General features: G+C 71.5%; 20 protein-coding genes. 14 read left to right on the top strand and 6 right to left on the bottom strand.

What is annotated here, in order from left to right; all coding sequences use genetic code 11:
- Nucleotides 1-11: 11 nt before the first annotated feature.
- From ABT369_RS20580 to ABT369_RS20565, 4 genes are all read right to left on the bottom strand, one after another.
- Nucleotides 12-872, bottom strand: a complete 861-nt coding sequence (locus ABT369_RS20580) for a fructosamine kinase family protein (RefSeq protein WP_350613977.1) — start codon at nt 870-872, stop codon at nt 12-14.
- Entirely contained in the window at nt 872-1,333 is a 462-nt protein-coding gene (locus ABT369_RS20575; protein ID WP_350613976.1) for a hypothetical protein, read from the bottom strand. The genes ABT369_RS20580 and ABT369_RS20575 overlap by 1 nt, the downstream gene beginning before the upstream one ends.
- Nucleotides 1,305-2,963, bottom strand: a complete 1,659-nt coding sequence (locus ABT369_RS20570) for a GTPase (RefSeq protein ID WP_350613974.1) — start codon at nt 2,961-2,963, stop codon at nt 1,305-1,307. The genes ABT369_RS20575 and ABT369_RS20570 overlap by 29 nt, the downstream gene beginning before the upstream one ends.
- Before the next feature lie 70 nt (nt 2,964-3,033).
- Nucleotides 3,034-4,731, bottom strand: coding sequence for a dynamin family protein (locus ABT369_RS20565; RefSeq protein ID WP_502891794.1), 1,698 nt, complete (start codon nt 4,729-4,731; stop codon nt 3,034-3,036).
- A 344-nt stretch (nt 4,732-5,075) separates the two neighbouring features.
- Between ABT369_RS20565 and dnaK the strand changes: the two genes are divergently transcribed.
- The 11 genes from dnaK to ABT369_RS20510 all read left to right on the top strand — a co-directional run bounded on the left by dnaK (nt 5,076) and on the right by ABT369_RS20510 (nt 16,477).
- Nucleotides 5,076-6,947 (top strand): molecular chaperone DnaK, encoded by a 1,872-nt coding sequence (gene dnaK, locus ABT369_RS20560; protein ID WP_350613970.1) that lies wholly within the window; start codon nt 5,076-5,078, stop codon nt 6,945-6,947.
- Nucleotides 6,944-7,597 (top strand): nucleotide exchange factor GrpE, encoded by a 654-nt coding sequence (grpE, locus tag ABT369_RS20555; RefSeq protein WP_350613968.1) that lies wholly within the window; start codon nt 6,944-6,946, stop codon nt 7,595-7,597. The genes dnaK and grpE overlap by 4 nt, the downstream gene beginning before the upstream one ends.
- 25 nt (nt 7,598-7,622) lie before the next feature.
- Complete coding sequence (dnaJ, locus tag ABT369_RS20550; RefSeq protein ID WP_350613966.1) at nt 7,623-8,852, top strand: molecular chaperone DnaJ; 1,230 nt, start codon at nt 7,623-7,625, stop codon at nt 8,850-8,852.
- Nucleotides 8,842-9,291: a heat shock protein transcriptional repressor HspR gene (locus ABT369_RS20545; protein WP_350613965.1), complete on the top strand. Its 450-nt coding sequence runs from the start codon at nt 8,842-8,844 to the stop codon at nt 9,289-9,291. Before dnaJ ends, ABT369_RS20545 begins: the two co-directional genes overlap by 11 nt.
- Nucleotides 9,292-9,589: 298 nt before the next feature.
- Complete coding sequence (locus tag ABT369_RS20540) at nt 9,590-10,021, top strand: hypothetical protein (protein WP_350613963.1); 432 nt, start codon at nt 9,590-9,592, stop codon at nt 10,019-10,021.
- A 41-nt stretch (nt 10,022-10,062) separates the two neighbouring features.
- On the top strand, nt 10,063-10,632 hold the full coding sequence (locus ABT369_RS20535; protein ID WP_350613962.1) for a DUF1707 SHOCT-like domain-containing protein: 570 nt from the start codon (nt 10,063-10,065) through the stop codon (nt 10,630-10,632).
- The gene (locus ABT369_RS20530) at nt 10,629-11,798 is read left to right on the top strand and encodes a beta propeller repeat protein (RefSeq protein ID WP_350613961.1); all 1,170 of its coding nucleotides are present in this window, start codon (nt 10,629-10,631) and stop codon (nt 11,796-11,798) included. The genes ABT369_RS20535 and ABT369_RS20530 overlap by 4 nt, the downstream gene beginning before the upstream one ends.
- Before the next feature lie 103 nt (nt 11,799-11,901).
- A complete protein-coding gene (clpB, locus tag ABT369_RS20525) occupies nt 11,902-14,496 on the top strand; it encodes an ATP-dependent chaperone ClpB (protein ID WP_350613959.1) in 2,595 nt (864 codons plus the stop codon).
- 27 nt (nt 14,497-14,523) lie between these two features.
- On the top strand, nt 14,524-14,889 hold the full coding sequence (locus ABT369_RS20520) for a hypothetical protein (protein ID WP_350613957.1): 366 nt from the start codon (nt 14,524-14,526) through the stop codon (nt 14,887-14,889).
- Nucleotides 14,890-14,943: 54 nt separating this feature from the next.
- Nucleotides 14,944-15,645: a hypothetical protein gene (locus ABT369_RS20515; RefSeq protein WP_350613956.1), complete on the top strand. Its 702-nt coding sequence runs from the start codon at nt 14,944-14,946 to the stop codon at nt 15,643-15,645.
- 55 nt (nt 15,646-15,700) lie between these two features.
- Nucleotides 15,701-16,477: an SDR family NAD(P)-dependent oxidoreductase gene (locus ABT369_RS20510; RefSeq protein ID WP_350613955.1), complete on the top strand. Its 777-nt coding sequence runs from the start codon at nt 15,701-15,703 to the stop codon at nt 16,475-16,477.
- A 273-nt stretch (nt 16,478-16,750) separates the two neighbouring features.
- Here ABT369_RS20510 and ABT369_RS20505 read toward each other — a convergent pair whose 3' ends face one another.
- On the bottom strand, nt 16,751-16,873 hold the full coding sequence (locus ABT369_RS20505) for a hypothetical protein (RefSeq protein WP_350613954.1): 123 nt from the start codon (nt 16,871-16,873) through the stop codon (nt 16,751-16,753).
- On the opposite strand from ABT369_RS20505, the gene pyrE reads away from it, so the two are divergent.
- Genes pyrE through ABT369_RS20490 form a run of 3 tightly spaced genes read left to right on the top strand, consistent with a single transcriptional unit; the run spans nt 16,872 to nt 18,514 of the window.
- A complete protein-coding gene (gene pyrE, locus ABT369_RS20500) occupies nt 16,872-17,414 on the top strand; it encodes an orotate phosphoribosyltransferase (protein ID WP_350613953.1) in 543 nt (180 codons plus the stop codon). The two genes, ABT369_RS20505 and pyrE, sit on opposite strands and share 2 nt — an antisense overlap.
- A gap of 57 nt (nt 17,415-17,471) precedes the next feature.
- Nucleotides 17,472-17,852, top strand: a complete 381-nt coding sequence (locus tag ABT369_RS20495) for an ArsR/SmtB family transcription factor (RefSeq protein ID WP_033359976.1) — start codon at nt 17,472-17,474, stop codon at nt 17,850-17,852.
- Between the two features lie 2 nt (nt 17,853-17,854).
- Nucleotides 17,855-18,514, top strand: a complete 660-nt coding sequence (locus ABT369_RS20490; RefSeq protein ID WP_350613950.1) for a class II aldolase/adducin family protein — start codon at nt 17,855-17,857, stop codon at nt 18,512-18,514.
- An 822-nt stretch (nt 18,515-19,336) separates the two neighbouring features.
- Here the strand turns inward: ABT369_RS20490 and ABT369_RS20485 are convergent.
- Nucleotides 19,337-20,131 carry a DedA family protein gene (locus tag ABT369_RS20485; RefSeq protein WP_350613949.1) on the bottom strand — a complete coding sequence of 265 codons (795 nt, stop codon included), beginning with the start codon at nt 20,129-20,131 and terminating at the stop codon, nt 19,337-19,339.
- Nucleotides 20,132-20,169 lie beyond the last annotated feature (38 nt).

Raw genomic sequence — 20,169 nt, 5'->3', positions numbered from 1 at the left:
CGGTACCCGGTTCAGAGCGCCCGAAGCAGCGCCCGAACCGACTCCCCGTACGCCGCCCCGAAGAGCGCGGTGTGCACGAGCATCAGATACAGACGATGCAGCGGTACGCGCTCCTGCCACCCGTCCGCCAGCGGATACGCCTCCCGGTAGGCCGCGATGAGCCGATCGTGGTGCGGCACCCCGCCCCACAGCCCGAGCAGCGCCAGGTCGGTCTCGCGGTGCCCGCCGTGCGCGGCCGGGTCGACCAGCCAGCCCCGGCCGGTGTGGTCCCACAGCACGTTGCCCGGCCACAGGTCGCCGTGGATGCGCGACGGGGGCTCGTCGCCGCCGTAGTCCTCGATGTTCGCCAGCACCCGCTCGGCCGCGGCGACGTCGTCGCCGGTGAGCGCGCCGGTGGACGCCTCCAGGAAGGGGCGCAGGCGGTTCTCGGCGAACCACGGGCCCCACGGGCCGGGCGAGGGCTCGTTGGGCATCGGGAGCGTGCCGATGTATCCGGGCCAGGGCGCCCCGAACGCGTCGGCGCCCGCCCGGTGCAGCCCGGCCAGCCCGCGCCCGAGCTCCTCGGCGCCCCGCCGCGTGGCCTCGCCGTGGTCGATCCACTCCAGGGCCAGCAGGTCCGGCAGCTCGGCGATGATCTCGGGCACCGGGGCGGCGCCCGCCTCCCGCAGCCAGCGCAGGCCCGCGGCCTCGGCGGCGAAGAAGCCCGGCGGCGGGTCGGCGAGGGACTTGGCGAAGAGCGAACCGCCGTCGTCCAGGGTGAGCCGCTGGGCGGTGCAGATGGAGCCGCCCGGCACCGGCGTCTCGCGGATGCGCTGGTGCTTGATGAAGACGGGCAGCTGGGCCGGGTGCTCCCGTAGGTACTGCAGGTCCATTACTCGGACCTTTCCAGACGATGGGTCGCGTCCAGACGATGGGTCGCGGCAAGGGCCGGTGGCACCACGGCTCCACCGATCAGGCTCAGCAGGCTCAGCACCCGGTCGGCGGTGCCCATGTGCCCGGCGTGCAGCGCGTGGTAGCCGAAGTGCAGGGTGCCGAAGACCGCCGTGGCGATCCCGGCGAGCCAGCTGACCGTGGGCTGGTCGGCGATCGCGGCGCCGAAGAACAGCGTGGCGAGGGTCAGCATGGTGGCGCCCAGGTCGACGGTCAGATGCTGGTTGAACGGCGGGTAGGACGCCGTCCAGTGCAGCCCGAAGCCCGGGAACGTGCCGAAGAAGTGGCGCGGGGCCGCGACCGCCCAGGCGCCCCAGGCGAGATTGACCAGGCCGAGGGCGGTGAAGCCGAGCCGGCGGACCGGTCGGACGAGGTTATGCAGCGGCGGCGGCAAGGGCGTCACGCGCGTCATCGTACGAGCGCAGCACCTCCTCCACCGGAGCCACGATGTGGGTGCGGGCGACGCCGGCGATGGCGTTGCGCATCCGCCGCTCGGCCCGGGCCCGGGCGCGGCGGGCGGCGATGGCGGCGAAGGGGCGTACGACGACGGCCAGCAGCAGACCGAAGAGCAGGCCGCCGCCGAGCAGCACGGTGGCCAGCGGAACTCCGGCGCCGACCGTGGGCCCGCTCACGTTGGGCAGGCCGAGCAGGGCGAACACGGCCCGCACGGCGAGCCAGACCAGCCCCGCGAAGGCGACGGCGGCGCCGAGCCACTGCAGCGCGCCGACCGCCCGCCACCAGGCCGGGCGGCGTGCCAGGCCGAGGTCGGCGGAGGCCACGGCCACATCGAGCGCGTCGGGCACGTCGTCGACCCGCGAGCGCGACGCGTCGGTGATCGCGGCCGGCCACGGCTCCGGCAGCCCCTGGGCCGCGCTCGTGGCGACGTCGCGGGCGGCCAGCGTGACCGCGGCCTTCTGCGCGGCGGTGGAGTCGGGCAGCGAGGTGGCCTCGGGGCGTTCGACGGCCCCGGGCTCCAGGTGCAGCCGCTTGAGCGGGTCGGGGCGCATCCGGCGGGCCCAGCGCAGCAGCGGCCAGCCCAGGGAGGCGGCGGCCCGGTGTTTGTAGGTGCGCTCGGTCGCCGCGGCCACGATCGGGGCGCCCGCGGCGTCGGCGAGCGCGGCGGCGAGGCGGTCGACGGTCTGCGGCGGTACACCCGCGGAGACCTTGGCACCGGAGACGACCAGTGGCTGCAGGGCGGCGACGGCGTCGGTGACGTCGCCGTTGAGGCGCAGCAGCGCGGCCTGGCGGGCGGCGACCGTGCGCTCCAGCGCGCCGCGCAGCGGACCCAGGCCGGGCTCGCCCTTGGCCGAGGTCGCGAAGGCGGGCACGCCGCCGAGGCCGTCGTTGTCGAGCAGCCGGCCGAGGTCGGCGATCAGGCGCTCCGAGTCGGCCCGGGTGAGCCGGTCGGCCTGGTTGAGCACGACCACGGTCACGTCGCGGTGGCGCTGGAACTGGGCGAGGTACTGCTGGTGGACGACGCGGTCGGCGTACTTCTGCGGGTCGAGCACCCAGACCACCAGGTCGACCAGGCGCAGGAGGCGGTCGACCTCGAGCCGGTGGCGCTCCTGCACCGAGTCGAAGTCGGGCAGGTCGAGCAGGACGAGCCCGCGCAGGGCCGCCTGGTCGTCGCCGTCCAGCGCGCTCTCGCGGGTGAACCGCCGGTTCGGGGGCACGCCGAGCCAGTCGAGCAGCGGGCCGGCGCCGGCCTGGCCCCACACGCAGGCGTGGGCGACGCCGGTGGTCGGGCGGCGTACCCCGACCCGCGACAACTGGAACCCGGAGACCGCGTTGAACAGGCTCGACTTGCCGCTCCCGGTCGCACCGGCCAGCGCGACGACGGTGTGGGCGCGGGAGAGCCGCAGCCGTTCGCCGGAGCGGTCGATCACGGTGCGGGCCGCGACGAGCTGCCCCTCCGGCACGTGGCCCTCGGCCGCGCCGACGAACCGGTGCAGCGCCTCGACCCGCGTGACGAGCCGATCCGCGTTGACGGGCTGCCGCGGCACCATCTGCTTCACCCGCTCGACCAGGCTCATATGTTTTCAACCTCCGGCCGGGCGTTGTGGACGGCCGCGCTGGAACCGCGCCGGACGAGGTCGTTCGGGTTCATGTCCGGTCCACCTCCGGCCGGGCGTTGTGGATGGCGGTGCTCAGCGCGCGCAGCCGGGGCGAGAGCTCCTCGTCGACGCCGGCGCCGGTCAGGGCGCTGGTGAAGCGGTCGGCCTCGGCGGCGAAGAGGGCCGCGACCCGCTCGGCGAGGCTCTGCCGGGCGCGTTCGGCCAGCGAGCGTACCGCCTGGTCGCCGAAGATCGCCTCGAGTACCTTCTGGGCCGCGATCGTGGTGCCGCCGGCGACCGCGATCTCGGCCCCGGTCGGGATGAACGCCGTCGCGGCGAAGACGCTGACCATCACCAGCAGGCCGGTCGCGTTGACGGCGTAGGCGCTGGCCTTGGCGACCACCCGCCGGTCGCCGGCCTCGGTGCGGACCAGGTCCAGCACCGAGCGCTGCCAGTCGCGCACGAGCCGGTCGATGCGCTCGTCGAGGTCCTCGGAGGGGTGCACGAGCCCCGGTGCGGCGTCGAGCAGCGCGGCCCCGGCCGGATGCGCCTTCCAGGCGGCGCCGGCCCCCTCGGCGGCGTCGGTGGCGGCCGCCTTGAGCAGCACCCCGAGCCCGGAGCCGAGGGCCTGCTGGAACTGCTCCCCCGGCGTCGGCCGCCCGGTGATCGCGGCCACCGCGCGGTCGCGCAGCTTGCCGACCCGGGCCTGCAGCGCGCGCATGATGTCGCCGGTGCCGACGAGCTCCTGCCAGCGGGCCAGCACCTCGCCGCGCAGCAGCGCGCCGTCGTGGATGCCGTGCTCGACCGACTCGGTGGCCGCCCGGTAGGCGACGTGGACCGCGTCGCTCAGCGTCCTGGCCGCCGCGACCTGGTCCTCGGCCGCGGCCGCGAGGATCACCACGTCGACGGTGAGCGCGTCGATGGCCCCGCCGACGGTCTGGCGCACCACGGCCGCGCGGGCCTCGGCGTCGCGGGCGAGCCGGGCCAGCCAGCCGTGCAGCGAGCCGATCTGCGCCTCGCCGAGCAGGCCCTGGCTGTCGAGGCGGGTCTCGGGCAGGACGAACAGCGGCACCCCGCCCAGGTCCTGCTGCCGCAGCATCTCGGTCAGGTGCGGGCCGATCTCGTCCGCGGCTCCGCCGCCGGGCACCCGGTCGAGCACCAGCGCGACGGCGGTGCCCCGGTTGCGCGCGGTGCGCAGCAGGTTCCAGGGCACGGCGTCGGCGTAGCGGGCCGCGGTGGTGACGAAGAGCCAGAGGTCGGCCGCGGCGAGCAGCTGCCCGGCGAGCTGCCGGTTGGCGTCCACGACCGAGTCGATGTCGGGCGCGTCGAGCAGGGCGAGCCCGGGGGTCAGCGCCTGGGCCGAGACGACCTGCAGCGAGCGGTGGTCGCCGTTCGGTCCGCTGGTGCGGGCCAGCGAGGGCAGCAGACTGGCGCGGGAGAACCACGACATGTCGGCCGGGTGGCAGACCAGGACCGGCGCGCGGGTGGTCGGGCGCAGCACCCCGGCCGGGCTGATCGGGGTCCGCACCAGGCTGTTGACCAGCGTGGACTTGCCGGCGCCGGTGGAGCCGCCGACCACCACGAGCAGCGGGGCGTCGAGGCGTTCGAGGCGTGGCAGCAGGTAGTCGTCGAGCTGGGCGACCATGCCCGTGGCCACGGTGCCGGCCCGCTCGGCGCTGGGCAGCGGCAGTGTGAATCGGGTCACCCGGACCGCGTCGCGCAGCTCGGTCAGCCGCGCCTGCAGCACGTCACCGGGGGTATCGTCGCCGTCACGCGGACGCAGTGGACGACCGGCCGATGGGGCATCCGACGAAAGGGTCGGACCCGTCGACCGGGCGGACACCGACTCGCCCTGTGTGGTCACGGGTAAATCGTCCATGATGCGGCTCGTCAGCGCCATGCAACGGGCGTGAGCATCGATGCCACCGAGCGCGACGACGCACGGGAATCACCCGGGCCCCGCCGGAGTTGCGTCAGACAGACTCAAGGTTCCACTTGACGGTCGAGCGACTCGTGGCACTATTGAGTGACAGTCACTCAACTTCGCGGCCGGCGGTCAAACGCCGACTGCCCCATGGAGGTCAAGCAGCTATGGCACGTGCGGTCGGCATCGACCTCGGAACCACCAACTCGGTGGTCAGTGTCCTGGAGGGCGGCGAGCCCAGCGTCATCGCCAACGCCGAAGGTGCGCGCACGACGCCGTCGATCGTCGCCTTCGCCCGCAACGGTGAGGTGCTCGTCGGTGAGGTCGCCAAGCGGCAGGCCGTCACCAACCCGGACCGGACCATCCGCTCCGTCAAGCGTGAGATGGGCACCAACTGGGCCATCGACATCGACGGTAAGAAGTACACCCCGCAGGAGATCTCCGCGCGGGTCCTGATGAAGCTCAAGCGCGACGCCGAGGCCTACCTGGGCGAGCAGATCACCGACGCGGTCATCACCGTGCCGGCATACTTCAACGACGCGCAGCGCACCGCGACCAAGGAGGCCGGCGAGATCGCCGGGTTCAACGTGCTGCGGATCGTCAACGAGCCCACCGCCGCGGCCCTCGCCTACGGCCTGGACAAGGGCTCGAAGGAGCAGACCGTCCTGGTCTTCGACCTCGGCGGCGGCACCTTCGACGTCTCCGTCCTCGAGCTCGCCGAGGGCGTCGTGGAGGTCAAGTCGACCTCCGGCGACAACCACCTCGGTGGCGACGACTGGGACGAGCGCGTGATCGACCACCTGGTCAAGACCTTCCGCGGCCAGCACGGCATCGACCTGTCGGCCGACAAGATGGCCATGCAGCGCCTGCGCGAGGCGGCCGAGAAGGCCAAGATCGAGCTGTCCGCGGCCACCACGACGTCGATCAACCTGCCCTACATCACCGCCGGCCCCGACGGCCCGCTGCACCTGGACACCCAGCTGTCGCGCTCGGAGTTCCAGCGGATGACGCAGGACCTGCTCGACCGGACCAAGGTGCCGTTCGAGTCGGCGATCAAGGACGCCGGGATCAACGTCGCCACGCTCGACCACGTCATCCTCGTCGGCGGCTCGACCCGTATGCCGGCCGTGACCGACCTGGTCAAGCAGCTCACCGGCAAGGAGCCCAACAAGGGCGTCAACCCGGACGAGGTCGTCGCCGTCGGCGCCGCCCTGCAGGCCGGCGTGCTCAAGGGCGAGGTCAAGGACGTCCTGCTGCTCGATGTCACCCCGCTGTCGCTGGGCATCGAGACCAAGGGCGGCATCATGCACAAGCTGGTCGAGCGCAACACGACCATCCCGACCAAGCGCTCCGAGGTCTACACGACGGCGGACGACAACCAGCCCTCCGTGCTCATCCAGGTCTTCCAGGGCGAGCGGGAGATGGCGGCGTACAACAAGCGCCTCGGCACCTTCGAGCTGACCGGCATCCCGCCGGCGCCGCGTGGCGTGCCGCAGATCGAGGTCACCTTCGACATCGACGCCAACGGCATCGTGCACGTGTCCGCGAAGGACCTGGGCACGGGCAAGGAGCAGTCGATGACGATCACCGGCGGCTCGGCGCTGCCGAAGGACGACATCGAGCGGATGATGCGCGACGCGCAGGACCACGCCGACGAGGACAAGCGCCGCCGCGAGGAGGCCGAGACCCGCAACCTGGCCGAGGCCCTGCAGTGGCAGACCGAGAAGTTCCTGGCCGAGAGCGGCGACAAGATCCCCGCGGAGTCCCGCGAGCAGATGAACGAGGCGCTGGGCGACCTGCGCAGCGCGCTCGGCGGCAACGACACCGAGCGGATCAAGGCGGCGCACGAGAAGCTCGCCCAGGTCTCGCAGCAGGCCGGCAGCGCGCTGTACGAGCAGCAGCGCCAGCAGTCCGCCGGTGACGCGAGCGGTGCCGCGGGCGGCGCGCCCGGCGGGGCCGGTGCCACGGGTGCCGCGGGCGGCAACGGTCCCGAGGACGTCGTGGACGCCGAGATCATCGACGAGGACAACAAGAAGTGACGGATGCCAAGAAGCCGGCCGCGCCGGAGGCGCCTGAGGCCGACGCCGTGACGGTCGACGAGACCGTCACGGCGGGAGCCGCGGGGGAGCCGGAGGAGGAGAAGCCGGTGGAGGGCGAGATCGTGGACGAGGAGTTCACGGTGCACGCCCCCGCCGAAGGTCCGAATCAGGCGGCGGCGCAGGGCACCACCGACGACACGCACCAGCACGGGCTGGGCGCGGAGCTGGCGGCCCTTCGCACCGAGCTCGACGAGCGGACGCGTGACCTGCAGCGGGTCACCGCCGAATACGCCAACTACCGCAAGCGGGTCGACCGCGACCGGGCGCAGGTGGTCGAGCAGGCGAGCGCCAACGTGCTCGGCGCGCTGCTGCCGGTGCTCGACGACCTCGACCGGGCGCGCGATCACGGCGACCTGGTCGGGCCGTTCGGGGCGGTGGCGGATCAGCTGAACGCCGCGCTGACCAAGTTCGGGCTGACCGTCTTCGGGGCCAAGGGCGACCCGTTCGACCCGACCCGCCACGAGGCGGTGGCCCATCTGACCTCGGCCGAGGTGGCCGAGCCGACCTGCATCGACGTGATGCGGCGCGGCTACCTCCTCGGCGAGCGGCTGCTGCGACCGGCACTGGTCGCGGTCGCCGACCCGGAGTAGACGAACGCCTGGAGGAGGTGGCGCAATGAGTTCGAAGGACTGGTTGGAAAAGGATTTCTACGCGGTTCTGGGCGTCACCAAATCCGCTCCCACCGACGAGATCAAGAAGGCGTACCGGAAGCTCGCGCGGGAGTTGCACCCCGACCGGAATCCGAACAACGCGGCGGCCGAGGAGCGGTTCAAGGCGGTGTCGGAGGCCTATGACGTGCTCTCCGACCCGGCGCGGCGCAAAGAGTACGACGAGATGCGGTCGCTGTTCGGCGCGGGCCAGTTCCGCCGCAACGCCCGGGCCGGTGGCCCGGCGGGCGCGGGCGGGCCCGGGTTCGACTTCACCGACCTGTTCGGCAACGCGGGGTCGACCGCCGGTGGCGGCGCCGGCCCCGCGGGGGCCGGCGGGGACCGGCGCTTCGGCGGCGCGGGCTTCTCGGACCTGTTCAGCTCGATCTTCTCCGGTGGCGGCGCCGCTCCCGCGACCGGACGGCGCAGCCGCGGTCGGGACGTCGAGACCGAGGTCGTGCTCAACTTCGTCGACGCGGTGCAGGGCGCGACGCTGCCGATCACCCTGCGCACGCCCGGCACCTGCGAGACCTGCCACGGCAACGGCGCGGCACCCGGCTCGTCCCCCCGGACCTGCACGAAGTGCCGCGGCCTCGGCGTCGTGAGCAGCAACCAGGGCTCGTTCAGCTTCACCGAGCCCTGCCGCGAGTGTCAGGGCGTGGGCACCATCGTCGACGAGAAGTGCCCCGAGTGCCACGGGACCGGCGGGGTCACCAAGACCCGCACGATCAACGTGCGCATCCCGGCGGGCGTCTCCGACGGCCAGCGCATCCGGCTGGCCGGACGGGGCGAGCCGGGGGCCCGGGGCGGGTCGCCCGGCGACCTGTTCGTGCTCATCAAGGTCCGTCCCGACCCGGTCTTCGGCCGTAGCGGTGACGACCTGACGCTGACGGTGCCGGTGACGTTCGCGGAGGCGGCTCTCGGGGCCGACCTGCGCGTGCCGACGCTCGACGCGGCCGTCACGCTGCGGGTGCCCCCGGGCACGCCGAGCGGGCGGACGCTGCGGGTGCGCGGCAAGGGCGTCGCCCGGCGCGACGGCAACGTCGGTGACCTGCTGGTCACCATCGATGTCCACGTGCCGGCCGAGCTGTCCGAGAAGGCGCGGCAGGCTCTGTCCGACTATGCGGCCGCGGCGCCGCCGGCTCCTCGCGAGCGGCTCGACGCGATCGCACGGGAGCGCAGTAGTTATGAGCGATGACGAAGACATCCAGAGCGAGGTCTTCATCAGCTTCGGGGCGGTCTCCGACGCCAAGGTCCTGATCATCTCGATCGCGGCGCGGCAGGCCGGGATGCACCCGCAGACCCTGCGGCAGTACGACCGCATGGGCCTGGTGCAGCCCGGCCGGACGGCCGGCGGCGGGCGCCGCTACAGCGAGCGCGACGTCGCGCTGCTCCGCGAGGTGCAGCGCCTCAGCCAGGAAGAGGGCGTCAACCTCGCCGGCATCAAGCGGATCATCGAGCTGGAGGGCATGGTCGGCGACCTGCGGCAGCGGGTGGCCGAGCTCGAGGCCGAGCTCGTGCGCACGCGCACCCGGCTGGCCCAGATCGAGGCGGCGGGCTTCCCGCGGCGCGATCTCGTGCCGTCCAACCAGCATCAGACCGCGCTCGTGGTGTGGCGTCCGGCCAAGAATTCCTGACGGACGTTTGGCTCGCGCGCGGCAGGGGCACCACTGGATCAGGGAATGGTGCGGTCGTTCCGGAGGCTGACCGGGGCGGCAAGCGCAAGGGGTGTGGTCACCTCGAGGGGCGTCTCGCTATTTGCGAGGCGCCCCTCGTATTTGGCCCACGATAGGGCGACAAATCCGTCTATGTACGGGTTCACCGTAAGTAAGCGCCCGCTTCCCCTCTTCCCATGCAACCTGGTGCCGGGCTAAGTTGTCGCCAAACCAAGGACCCCTGACGGTTGTTATAACCCGCTGGCCACGGGAGCTGACGGTGAGCGTGACAGAGGCGGGATTCCGGGGCTTCGAGAACCCGGTCGACCCAACCCCGGCGGAGCTGCGCGCGTGGGCCTACCACCCCGACGCGTCGCTGCTGTCGACGATGCCACCCGACTGGGACCTGCTGGTCGCCGGCGACCGGCTGATCGGCACCCTCTTCGAGCTGGCCATGGACCCGGGCTGCCCGGCGCGCCGTTTCGCCCTGCACTGCCTCTACATCTACGCCGCCGACGGCATCCGCACGCACTTCCGCGCCCACCCGAAGCGGCGGCTGAAGAAGTTCGTCGAGCAGGCCGAGGACAACGGCGACGAGCTGCTCGCCACGTGGGCGCACAACGTGCGGATGCTCCTGGCCCGCCCCGACCTCTTCGAATACCACGACTGGTGCGAGGGCGGCCTCGTGCGCCAGCCCCGGCGCCTCAGCTGACGCTAGAGACTTTCGATCCCGCTGAGGTCTACAGTGTCGTCGTGAGCCAGGACCGGCCGGACATGCGCATCTCCGACGCCGAGCGGGAGCTCGTGGTCGCTCAGCTCAACGCCGCCGTGTCCGAGGGCCGGCTGACGCTCGCCGAGTTCGAGGAGCGCGTCGACGGCGTGCTGCGGTCCCGCACGTTCGGCGAGATCGAGCCGTATGTCGGGGACCTGCCCCAGAAGGGCCCGATCGCCGCCCCGGAGCAGCAGGAGATCCGCAACCACGCCTCCAGCCTCAAGCGGGTCGGGCGCTGGACGGTGCCGCGGAAGCTGCTCATCAGCACGCGGGCCGGATCGGTCAAGCTCGACTTCACCGAGGCCCAGTTCACCTCCCAGCTGGTCGAGGTGCGGCTGGAGGCCCGGTCCAGCTCGATCGAACTGGTGCTGCCGCGCGGGGCGACCGCCGACATCGACAGCATCGCGCCGCGCTCGAGCTCGCTCAAGCAGAAGGTGCCCGCCGCCTACGACTCGACCGGCTCCGGGATCGTCTTCCGCATCGGCGGCGAGGTGCGCAGCAGCAGCGTGCGGGTGCGCTACCAGCGCAGGTTCTGGCGCTGGCGCTGGTGAGACGCCGCCGCATCCTGGTCCTCGCGCTCGCCGCCGCCCTGGTCACGACGTTGAGCGCGGGCTCGTGTGCGCCGAACAGCACCCCGCAGGCGGAGCAGACCCCTGACGGGGACGTCTCCTACGAGGACGTGCCCACCGCCTATCCGAGCACCGATCCCAAGGACCGGCAGACCGTCGTGCCGGTGCCGAAGGGCACCTCGCCCCGCGGCGTCGAGTTCGCCGACGCCGGCACCGGCTATGCGCTGTTCACCTCGTGCGTGGCCGGGACCACGTGCAAGGCCGGGCTCGCGCTCACCCTCGACGGCGGCGCCAGCTGGGTGGCGCGCGACCTGCCGTTCAACGACGCGCTCGACATCGACATGCGCCTCGGCCGCGGCAACGTGCTGATCCTCAAGGCGGCGCCGGACGGGTACTTCATCTCCCGCAACACCGGCCGCACCTTCGAGCGCCGCCCGCTCACCCCGCCGCCGGTCGAGCTCAACCTTGCCGATCCGCAGTACTCGGTCGGCTGCCAGGACCCCGCCGCGAACGGCTGCGCCGACGCCCAGCCGTGGGTGGTGGGCGACGACGGCAACCGGGCCCCGCTGCCGGCCCGCCCGTCCGGCCAGCACGACTGGACCGGCCTCACCGCGGCCACGGACGGCACGCTCTGGCTGACCGCCCGCTCGTCTGGCGCGGCCGGCTCCTCGCCCGCCGGCGGCACCACGATCAGCGTCTGGAGCAGCTCGGACCACGGGCGCACCTGGAAGTCGCAGGGCAGCACGATCGCGCCCCAGCCCGACGCCGTCGTCCGGCCGGTCGTCTCGCCCGACGGGCAGGACGTGTGGCTGGTCGGCGCCCAGTTCGCGGCCCGCATGGTGGCGGGCCCGGCCTCGAACTCGGCGGTCGCCTGGAGCGAGTCGACCGCGATGCGCGAGGTCACCCAGGTCTTCAGCGCCGAGGTGCTGCCCGGCCATCGGCTGCTCGTCGCCAGCGGGCAGGGCGTGTGGCTCGTCGACGAGCGGCAGCGGGTGCGCGACACGGGAGCCCGGCTGATCTTCCGGCTGCGGCGCATCGATGCCACGACGATTCTCGGGTACCCCGCCCAGCAGTCCGGCGACGTCTGGCTCTGCACCGTCGGCGACCAGGGATGTGACTGGGTGCACGTGGGGGTCTCGGCGCGATAGTTCCGTGACGCTCGGCAAATCAGAGTTGAGTGGAATAGACTCAACCCCGTGGGTGTCGTACCTCCTGTAGGACGCACTGGACCGAGGAGTCTGCGAGCAAACGATGAACGCCGAACGCCTGACCACCAAGAGTCGCGAGGTCATCAAGGCCGCCGTGGACGCGGCGAGCCAGCGCGGACACGCGACCGTTGAACCTTGGCACCTGCTCCTGACGCTGCTGGACACGGGCGGATCGACCGCCGCCGGACTGCTGCGTGCCGTCGGGGCCAACCCGGCCGACGTGCGCCGTGCCGCCCTGCACGCCGTCGAGCGGCTGCCGAGCGCCCGCGGCTCGAGTGTCGTGGAGCCCAACGTCGCCCGCGAGTTCGCCAACGCGATCGCGGCCGCCGAGCAGATCGCGCGCCCGCTGGGCGATGAGTACACCTCGACCGAGCACCTGCTGGCGGGCCTCGCTCGCGTCGGCGGACAGGTCGCGACGCTGCTCAAGGATGCCGGGGCGACCGAGCAGACCCTGGTCGCGGCGTTCCCGCAGATCCGCGGGGGCGACCGCAAGGTGACCTCGGCCGATCCGGAGCAGACCTTCCAGGCGTTGGAGAAGTACGGCGTCGACCTCACCCAGTCCGCCCGGGACGGCAAGATCGACCCGGTGATCGGCCGCGACGCCGAGATCCGCCGGGTGATCCAGGTGCTGTCCCGGCGTACCAAGAACAACCCCGTGCTCATCGGCGAGCCCGGCGTCGGCAAGACCGCGATCGTGGAGGGCCTCGCCCAGCGCATCGTGGCCGGCGACGTGCCCGAGTCGCTGCGGGACAAACGCCTGGTCAGCCTCGACCTCGGCGCGATGGTGGCCGGCGCGCAGTACCGGGGCCAGTTCGAGGAGCGGCTCAAGTCCGTGCTCGAGGAGATCAAGGGCTCCAACGGGCAGGTCATCACGTTCCTCGACGAGCTGCACACGGTCGTCGGCGCCGGCAAGGGCGAAGGCTCGATGGACGCCGGCAACATGCTCAAGCCGATGCTGGCCCGCGGCGAGCTGCGGATGGTCGGCGCGACGACGCTGGACGAGTACCGCGAGCACATCGAGAAGGACCCGGCCCTCGAGCGGCGCTTCCAGCCCGTCGTGGTCGGCGAGCCCACGATCGGGGACACCATCGGCATCCTGCGCGGGCTCAAGGAGCGCTACGAGGTCCACCACGGCGTGCGGATCACCGATGCGGCGCTGGTCGCCGCGGCCGCGCTGTCGGATCGGTACATCACCGACCGCTTCCTGCCGGACAAGGCCATCGACCTCGTCGACGAGGCGGCCTCCCGGCTGCGCATGGAGATCGACTCGCGCCCGACCGAGGTGGACGAGGTCGAGCGCAACGTGCGCCGCCTCGAGATCGAGGAGATGGCGCTGGCCAAGGAGCCCGACCAGGCCTCGGCCGAGCGGCTCCAGCGGCTGCGGGCCGAGCTCGCCGACCGGCGCGAATCGCTGAGCGCGCTCACCGACCGCTGGCAGAACGAGAAGGCGCACATCCAGAAGATCTCCAACACCAAGGAGCAGCTGGAGCAGCTGAGGCTCGAGGCCGAGCGGGCCGAGCGCGACAACGACCTGGAGAAGGTCTCCGAGCTGCGCTACGCCGTGATCCCGGGCCTGCAGCGCGACCTGCAGCAGGCCGAGAGCGAGCTCGTCGCCCTGCAGTCCGCGGGCGCGATGCTCAAGGAGGAGGTCTCCGCGGACGACATCGCCGCCGTGGTCGCCGCCTGGACGGGCATCCCGGCCGGCCGGCTCATGGAGGGCGAGACCGCCAAGCTGCTGCGCATGGAGGACTCGCTGCGCAGCCGGGTCATCGGGCAGGACGCGGCGATCCAGGCCGTCTCCGACGCGGTGCGCCGCGCCCGGGCCGGCGTCGCCGATCCCGACCGGCCCACCGGCGGATTCCTGTTCCTGGGCCCGACCGGCGTCGGCAAGACCGAGCTGGCCAAGGCGCTCGCGGAGTTCCTCTTCGACGACGTGCGCGCCATGGTGCGCATCGACATGAGCGAGTACAGCGAGAAGCACAACGTCGCCCGGCTCGTCGGCGCACCGCCCGGCTACGTCGGCTACGAGGAGGGCGGCCAGCTCACCGAGGCGGTGCGGCGGCGGCCGTACACCGTCGTGCTGCTCGATGAGGTGGAGAAGGCCCACCCGGACGTGTTCGACGTGCTGCTGGCCGTGCTCGACGACGGCCGGCTCACCGACGGGCAGGGCCGCACGGTCGACTTCCGCAACACGATCCTGATCCTGACCTCGAACCTCGGCTCGGAGGTGCTCGCCGACGACCCGACGCTCCTGCCGGAGCAGCGCCGCGACGCGGTCATCGCCGCCGTGCGGGGCCACTTCAAGCCGGAGTTCGTGAACCGGCTGGACGACATGGTGGTGTTCAACGCTTTGTCGCCGACCGATCTGCGTGCCATCGTGGAGATTCAGCTCGATGCGCTCGGCCGCCGTCTGGCCGACCGCAGGCTCACGCTCGATGTCTCCGACGCGGCACGTGACTGGCTGGCCAGTCTTGGGTATGACTCGGTCTACGGGGCCCGCCCCCTGCGCCGCCAGATCCAGACGTCGATCGGTGACCAGCTCGCCAAGGCACTCCTGGGCGGCGAGATCCGGGACGGGGACCGGGTGCTGGTCGACCTGTCCGACGACAAGAAGACGCTCACGGTGCGGGCCGGCTAGCCGGAACTAGGGGAGGGTGTGCGGCTGATGCTGTGGAAGAAGCAGGCGTACGACGAGGAGCTGCGACTGCTCGCCGACGCCGACACGCTCGCGTTCGGCGGCGTCGGCATCGCCGGCACCCTCCTACCCGCCACCAAGGCGTACTTCGCGGTCGAGGAGGGCCTGCGCCAGCACGCCGGCGAGCTGCGCCCGCGGCTCGAGGCGCTGCTCGACAAGGCCACTCCGGCCGGGCGGGTCTACGCCGCCGAGCTCCTGACGCACGCAGACGCGGCGGCCGGGCGCTCGGCCTGGCAGAAGCTCTCCGGCCAGCGCGGCGAGGTCAAGACGTTCACCGGCTGCATCATGGGCAGCACGACGGTCGCGCGGTATGCCGAAGAGCGGCTGCGAGATTAGCGGCGCATCGATACGGTGATCCCCAGGAACGTTCCTGGGAGGGGAGCCAACCCGATGTCTTTCGCAGTGCCGGCCGGGCCACGCGTCCGGCCGTCCACCGTCAGCCTGGCGTCGACCCTGCTGTTCGCGGCGGCGGGGCTCGAAGTGATCCAGGTCGTACTCTCGCTCCTCTACGCCGGCAAGATCGCCGAGGGCACGAAGAAGGTCTACGAGAGCGCCGGCCTGAACACCAGCGCGACCACGACCACCGGCATCGGCTCATCGGTCGGTGTCATCTTCGGCTTCATCATCATCGTGATCCTGGTGCTGCTCGGCTACTTCGTGAGCCGCGGCAACCAGGTCGCCCGGGTCCTGACCTGGGTCGTCGGCGGCATCGCGCTGTGCTGCGGCATTCTCAACATCGGCACGACCCTGTTCGCGAAGACGTTCTGGGACACGGCCCGCAAGAACAGCCCGGAGCTGCCCACCTGGGACAAGTACCAGGAGCTCGTCTACTCGGCGGTGCCCAGCTGGTATCAGCCGGTCACCACGGTGCTCAGCATCCTGATCGTCATCGCGGTCGCGCTGCCGATCGTCCTGCTGGCGCTGCCCGCCTCGCACCCGTACTTCCGCAAGGAGCAGCCCCAGTGGGAGCCCCCGCCCGGCTACGGCGGTCCGGGGGGCTTCCCGCCGCCCCCGCCCGGCCCCGGCGGTCCGGGTGGCTACCCGCCGCCTCCGCCTCCGCCTCCGCCCGGCTACGGGCCACCGAACGGCTGATCGTGTGACAAGGGGACCGGGTTCGCCCGGTCCCCTTGTTCGTTACCCTGCCGCGATGCCCACCGCACTCGTCACCGGGGCCTCGGCCGGCCTCGGGGCCGCCTTCGCCCGCGAGCTCGCCGCCCGGGGCCACGCGCTCGTGCTCGTCGCTCGCCGTGGCGAGCGGCTCGAGGCCCTCGCCGCCGAACTGCCCGGGCCGGTCGAGGTGCTGGTCGCCGACCTGGCCACCGCCGAGGGCGCCGACGCGGTCGCGGCCCGGCTGACCGACCCGGGGCGCCCGATCGACCTGCTCGTGAACAACGCCGGACGGTCGCTCAACCGCTCCTTCCTGCGCTCGACACCGGAGCTGGAGGAGGAGCTGCTGCGGCTCAACGTCCACGCGGTCATGCGCCTCACGCTGGCCGCCCTGCCCGGGATGGTCGAGCGGGGCCGGGGCGGGATCGTCAACGTCTCGTCTGCGTCCGGGTTCGCGGCGCTGATGCCGGGCTCGACGTATCCGGCGAGCAAGGCCTGGGTCACCAGCTTCAGCGAGTCGCAGGCGCTGCTCGTGCGAGGGACCGGGGTCCGGGTCATGGCGCTGTGCCCCGGCTACGTCCGCACCGAGTTCCACGAGGCGGCCGGCATCGACATGTCCCGGGCGCCGTCGTGGATCTGGCTGGACGCCGAGCGGGTGGTGCGGGCGGCGCTCGGGGACCTGCGGCGGGGCCGGGCGGTCAGCGTGCCCGGCCGGAGGTACAAGATCGCGGTGGCGTTCATGCGCTACGCACCCCGCGGGTTCCTTCAGCGCGCGGCGATGCTCGGGAGGGGACGCATCGGGCATGAGGAGCATTAACCCCCATCCTGGCACCGGTGAGCGTCGATGTGTGCATCCCTGCAAGCATTGAGTTTGCTGTGTATCGAACATGATTGTGGTCACGTACGAACGGCTGATGGGCCGATTGGCAGCGCTCCCATAGGCGTACGGGTGCCTCGGGGCGGTACTTTCGGTTGTTTGCGCAGGTCAGAGGTGCCCATCGAGCATTGCAACGATCTAATGAGAGCAAGATTCGGATTCATCTTAAGGGCATCGGTGCATCGTTATCCCCTGTCACCGGCACCCCTCGCGTCACTCGTGGTGATCGCTGCGATCACCTTCGTATTCACCCTTGTCCCCTTGACGGCCATTAATTTCGCCGAGAGTGCGGGTCATCGATTCACCGCGCAGCTTTAGCGCGTACGCTTCGGACATGACCGACCGTGACGACCTGCTGAAACTCGTACGCGACCTAGCCGTGGTCGACGGACGGGTCACGCTGTCGTCCGGACAAGTTGCCGACTGGTACGTGGACCTTCGTCGTTTGACGCTGCACCATGCTGGTGCACCGTTGGTCGGCCGGGTGCTCCTCGATCTCGTCGACGACTGGGAGTTCGATGCCGTGGGAGGGCTGACCCTCGGCGCGGACCCGGTGGCCACCGCGATGCTGCATGCGGCGGCTGCTCGCGGAGGACGTCCGCTTGATGCGTTCGTCGTCCGTAAGAGTGACAAGGCTCATGGTCTGCAGCGTCGGGTCGAGGGGCCCGACGTCGCCGGCCGGCGCGTCCTCGCGGTCGAGGACACCTCCACTACAGGTGGAAGTGTGCTCACTGCGGTCGACGCGTTGCGAGAGGCGGGCGCCGATGTGGTCGGTTGCGCCGTTATCGTCGACAGAGGCGCGGAAAAGGCGGTTCGCGCCGCGGGGCTGAGCTATCGCTCAGCGTTTTCGTTGGCCGACCTCGGCCGACAGGGCTGAAAAATTGTCGATTCGGACCTGCGCATATGCAGGCGGGTCGATGGTGTTGGTGGAAGGATGGAATACGTGGGAACTGCGCTGGCTGAGATGACCCTGCCCCAGATCTCGCCGCTTGCCGGCGAGCCAATTGACCGCGCCGATGCCGAGCGTTTGGCCGGCGTCCTGAAGGCGCTTGCCGACCCGGCCCGACTCCGGCTGCTGAGCCTGATCCAGTCGGCTCCCGACGGCGAAGCGTGTGTGTGTGACCTGACGGCTCCGCTCGGGCTCTCGCAGCCGACTGTGAGCCATCACCTGCGAATCCTGACCGAGGCCGGTCTGCTGGAGCGCGAGAAGCGGGGTGTGTGGGCGTTCTACCGCCTCGTGCCCTCCGCCATCGGCACCATCGCCGACCTTCTGACGCCGCCGCGCAAGCGCGCGACCAAGAAGGCGCCTCGCTAGCAGTGTCGGGTAGCGCCTCTGGGCACTACCCGGCCGGGGACCTTCGCGACCAGCTCGCCCATCTCGGGCGTGCGGTCGTGCAGGCCGGACTCGTCGTGGGCTCGGGTGGCAATCTTTCTGCCCGGGCACCAGGCACGGACGAATGCTGGGCAACTGCGGCCGGAACCTGGCTCGACCGGCTCGACCGCGGTTCATTCGTTCGGATCCGAATCAGCGACGGCGCGACCCTTGACAACTCGGGGGTCGCGCCGTCTTCGGAGCTCGGGCTCCATTTGGCCACCTATCGCGTCCGCCCGGACGTCAACGCGGTCGTGCACTTGCACCCGCAGAGCGTCCTGCTGCTCGATGCGATCGCCGAGCCGATCCGGCTGGTCACGACCGACCATGCCTTCTATCTGCGGCGGGTGGCGACTACGCCGTTCGTGCCGCCGGGCCGACCTGAGGTCGGGAAGCTGGCGGCCGAGGCGTGCGCGGACGGGACCAACTGTGTGGTGCTGTCGCGGCATGGGTGCTCTGTTGTCGCGGACTCTGTCGAGCTGGCGCACAAGCGCGCGCTGTACCTCGAGGAGGCGGCGCGGCTGACGTACAGCGCCCTGACGCTTCGCGTGGCGCCGGCCTCGCTGCCGACGGACTGGCTGGACGATCCCGCAGCCACTGCCTGATCCTTGAGCCGGCCGGGCTGACCCTTCGCGCGGTCGATGCCGTGCGTGCGGTGGCGTGTGACTCCTCTTCGCGGCCGTCGGGCCCGATTTCCGCAGCGACCGCGCGCGAGCCTCAAGATCCGGGCGGTCGAGCCGGTCAGGCCTCGCTCTGCCGGTCGCGTCGGCGGAGGCGCTGGACTCCCGCGTGGTTGAGCGCGTGGTTGAGCAGGTAGTCGGCGGCGATCCTGGCCGCCGCGCCGGCCCGTACACCCTCACGAATCGCGGCTTCAGCGCGCCCGCTGCGGGTCAACGCACGCCGCGGGACAGCGCGGCCCGGCTGGTGATCGCGGTGTCGGCGGCCAAGGCCGCGCCACCGGAGGCGCTGGATTTCCGCGTGGTCGGACGGGCGGTTGGCGCCGCGCCGGCCCGCGACCCGGATGCCTTCACGAGCCGCGGCCTCAGCACACCCGCCGCGAGTCGACGCACCCCGCAGGGCAGCGCGGCCGGCCAACGAGCGCGACGTCGGCAGCCAAGGCCGCGTCGAGAGACCTATGCGGGCTCTACGAGCCGATGCTCGCCGCCCGCCGCTCGCTCAAGGATCGCTACCGCGAGGACCAGCGCGGCTCGAACTCGCGGCGACGACGGGCCGGCGCAGAAGCGGAACCAGGAGTAGTAAGCAGGAGCAGTTGGATCAGGACCCGGAGAAGACCGGCAACGTCTTCCTCCAGGCCCTGATCCGAACGTCGCAACTCAGAGAGTCGTGGGTCCAGAGGGTGCCGTACCGATCAATTACACCCTAACACATCGAGTGAAATCGAATTACTCAACGTGATTTCGATGTAACTAATCGCGCACGCGGTGGTTGCCCGGGCGGTCCGTCGGCGGCACGGCCGGGAAGACCTCCGTCGGGGCGTTCGCCGGGTCGGCGGCGAGGTGGGCCGTCGTGGTCCCCTTGCCCCGCTTGCGCTCGCGCCAGCCGCGGAAGATCTCGATGAAGATCGGCAGCGCCGAGATCAGCACGATCAGGACCACGGCCGGGAGGAGGTACTTGTCGATCTGGCCGTCCGGGATCACGTCGCGGATCTGCTTGGCCAGCGCCCAGCCCGCCAGGATGATGCCGTCGGTCCACAGGATGCCGCCGACCACGTTCCAGATGAAGAACTGGCGCGCCGGCATGCCGACGACGCCCGCGACCGGGTTGAGGAAGGTGCGCACGATCGGAATGAAGCGGGCGAGCACGACCGCCTTCGCGGGGCCGAACTTCGCGAAGTAGTGCTCGGCCTTCTCGACGTACTCCCGCTTGAAGATCCGTGAGTTGGGCCGGTCGAACATTTTGCGGCCGTAGCGGGCGCCTAGGTAGTGGCCGAGCTGGGCGCCGGCGATCGCGCAGATCGGGGCGCCGATGAGCAGCTGGGTGAGGCTCATGTGGGTGCCGACCAGCTCGCTGGCCACCGGCGATGCGGCGACGCCCGCCAGGAACAGCAGCGAGTCGCCGGGGAAGAAGAAGCCGACCAGCAGCCCGGTCTCGACGAACATGATGAGCCAGACGCCGATCACGCCGAACGTGCTCAGCAGCCCCTTCGCGTCGAGAGGGTTGAGGGAGAGCAGGTCGCCCAGGGCGCGCGTCTTTTCTTCCACGGGTCACCAGGGTACGGGAGCGTCCTTGCGAAGCTAAG

The sequence above is a fragment of the Dactylosporangium sp. NPDC000244 genome (assembly GCF_040300725.1).
In the GTDB taxonomy this organism is placed as follows: domain Bacteria; phylum Actinomycetota; class Actinomycetes; order Mycobacteriales; family Micromonosporaceae; genus Dactylosporangium.
The sequence above is the reverse complement of the archived record's forward strand: the minus strand, read 5'-3'. Positions and strand labels throughout refer to the sequence as shown.

Excerpts from the sequence above, each read along its gene's own strand:
- ABT369_RS20580 (WP_350613977.1), bottom strand. The coding sequence starts at position 872 with ATGGACCTGCAGTACCTACGGGAGCACCCGGCCCAGCTGCCCGTCTTC.
- ABT369_RS20570 (WP_350613974.1), bottom strand. The coding sequence starts at position 2,963 with ATGAGCCTGGTCGAGCGGGTGAAGCAGATGGTGCCGCGGCAGCCCGTC.
- dnaK (WP_350613970.1), top strand. The coding sequence starts at position 5,076 with ATGGCACGTGCGGTCGGCATCGACCTCGGAACCACCAACTCGGTGGTC.
- dnaJ (WP_350613966.1), top strand. The coding sequence starts at position 7,623 with ATGAGTTCGAAGGACTGGTTGGAAAAGGATTTCTACGCGGTTCTGGGC.
- ABT369_RS20545 (WP_350613965.1), top strand. The coding sequence starts at position 8,842 with ATGAGCGATGACGAAGACATCCAGAGCGAGGTCTTCATCAGCTTCGGG.
- clpB (WP_350613959.1), top strand. The coding sequence starts at position 11,902 with ATGAACGCCGAACGCCTGACCACCAAGAGTCGCGAGGTCATCAAGGCC.
- ABT369_RS20520 (WP_350613957.1), top strand. The coding sequence starts at position 14,524 with ATGCTGTGGAAGAAGCAGGCGTACGACGAGGAGCTGCGACTGCTCGCC.
- ABT369_RS20515 (WP_350613956.1), top strand. The coding sequence starts at position 14,944 with ATGTCTTTCGCAGTGCCGGCCGGGCCACGCGTCCGGCCGTCCACCGTC.
- ABT369_RS20510 (WP_350613955.1), top strand. The coding sequence starts at position 15,701 with ATGCCCACCGCACTCGTCACCGGGGCCTCGGCCGGCCTCGGGGCCGCC.
- pyrE (WP_350613953.1), top strand. The coding sequence starts at position 16,872 with ATGACCGACCGTGACGACCTGCTGAAACTCGTACGCGACCTAGCCGTG.
- ABT369_RS20505 (WP_350613954.1), bottom strand. The coding sequence starts at position 16,873 with ATGTCCGAAGCGTACGCGCTAAAGCTGCGCGGTGAATCGATGACCCGC.
- ABT369_RS20495 (WP_033359976.1), top strand. The coding sequence starts at position 17,472 with ATGGAATACGTGGGAACTGCGCTGGCTGAGATGACCCTGCCCCAGATC.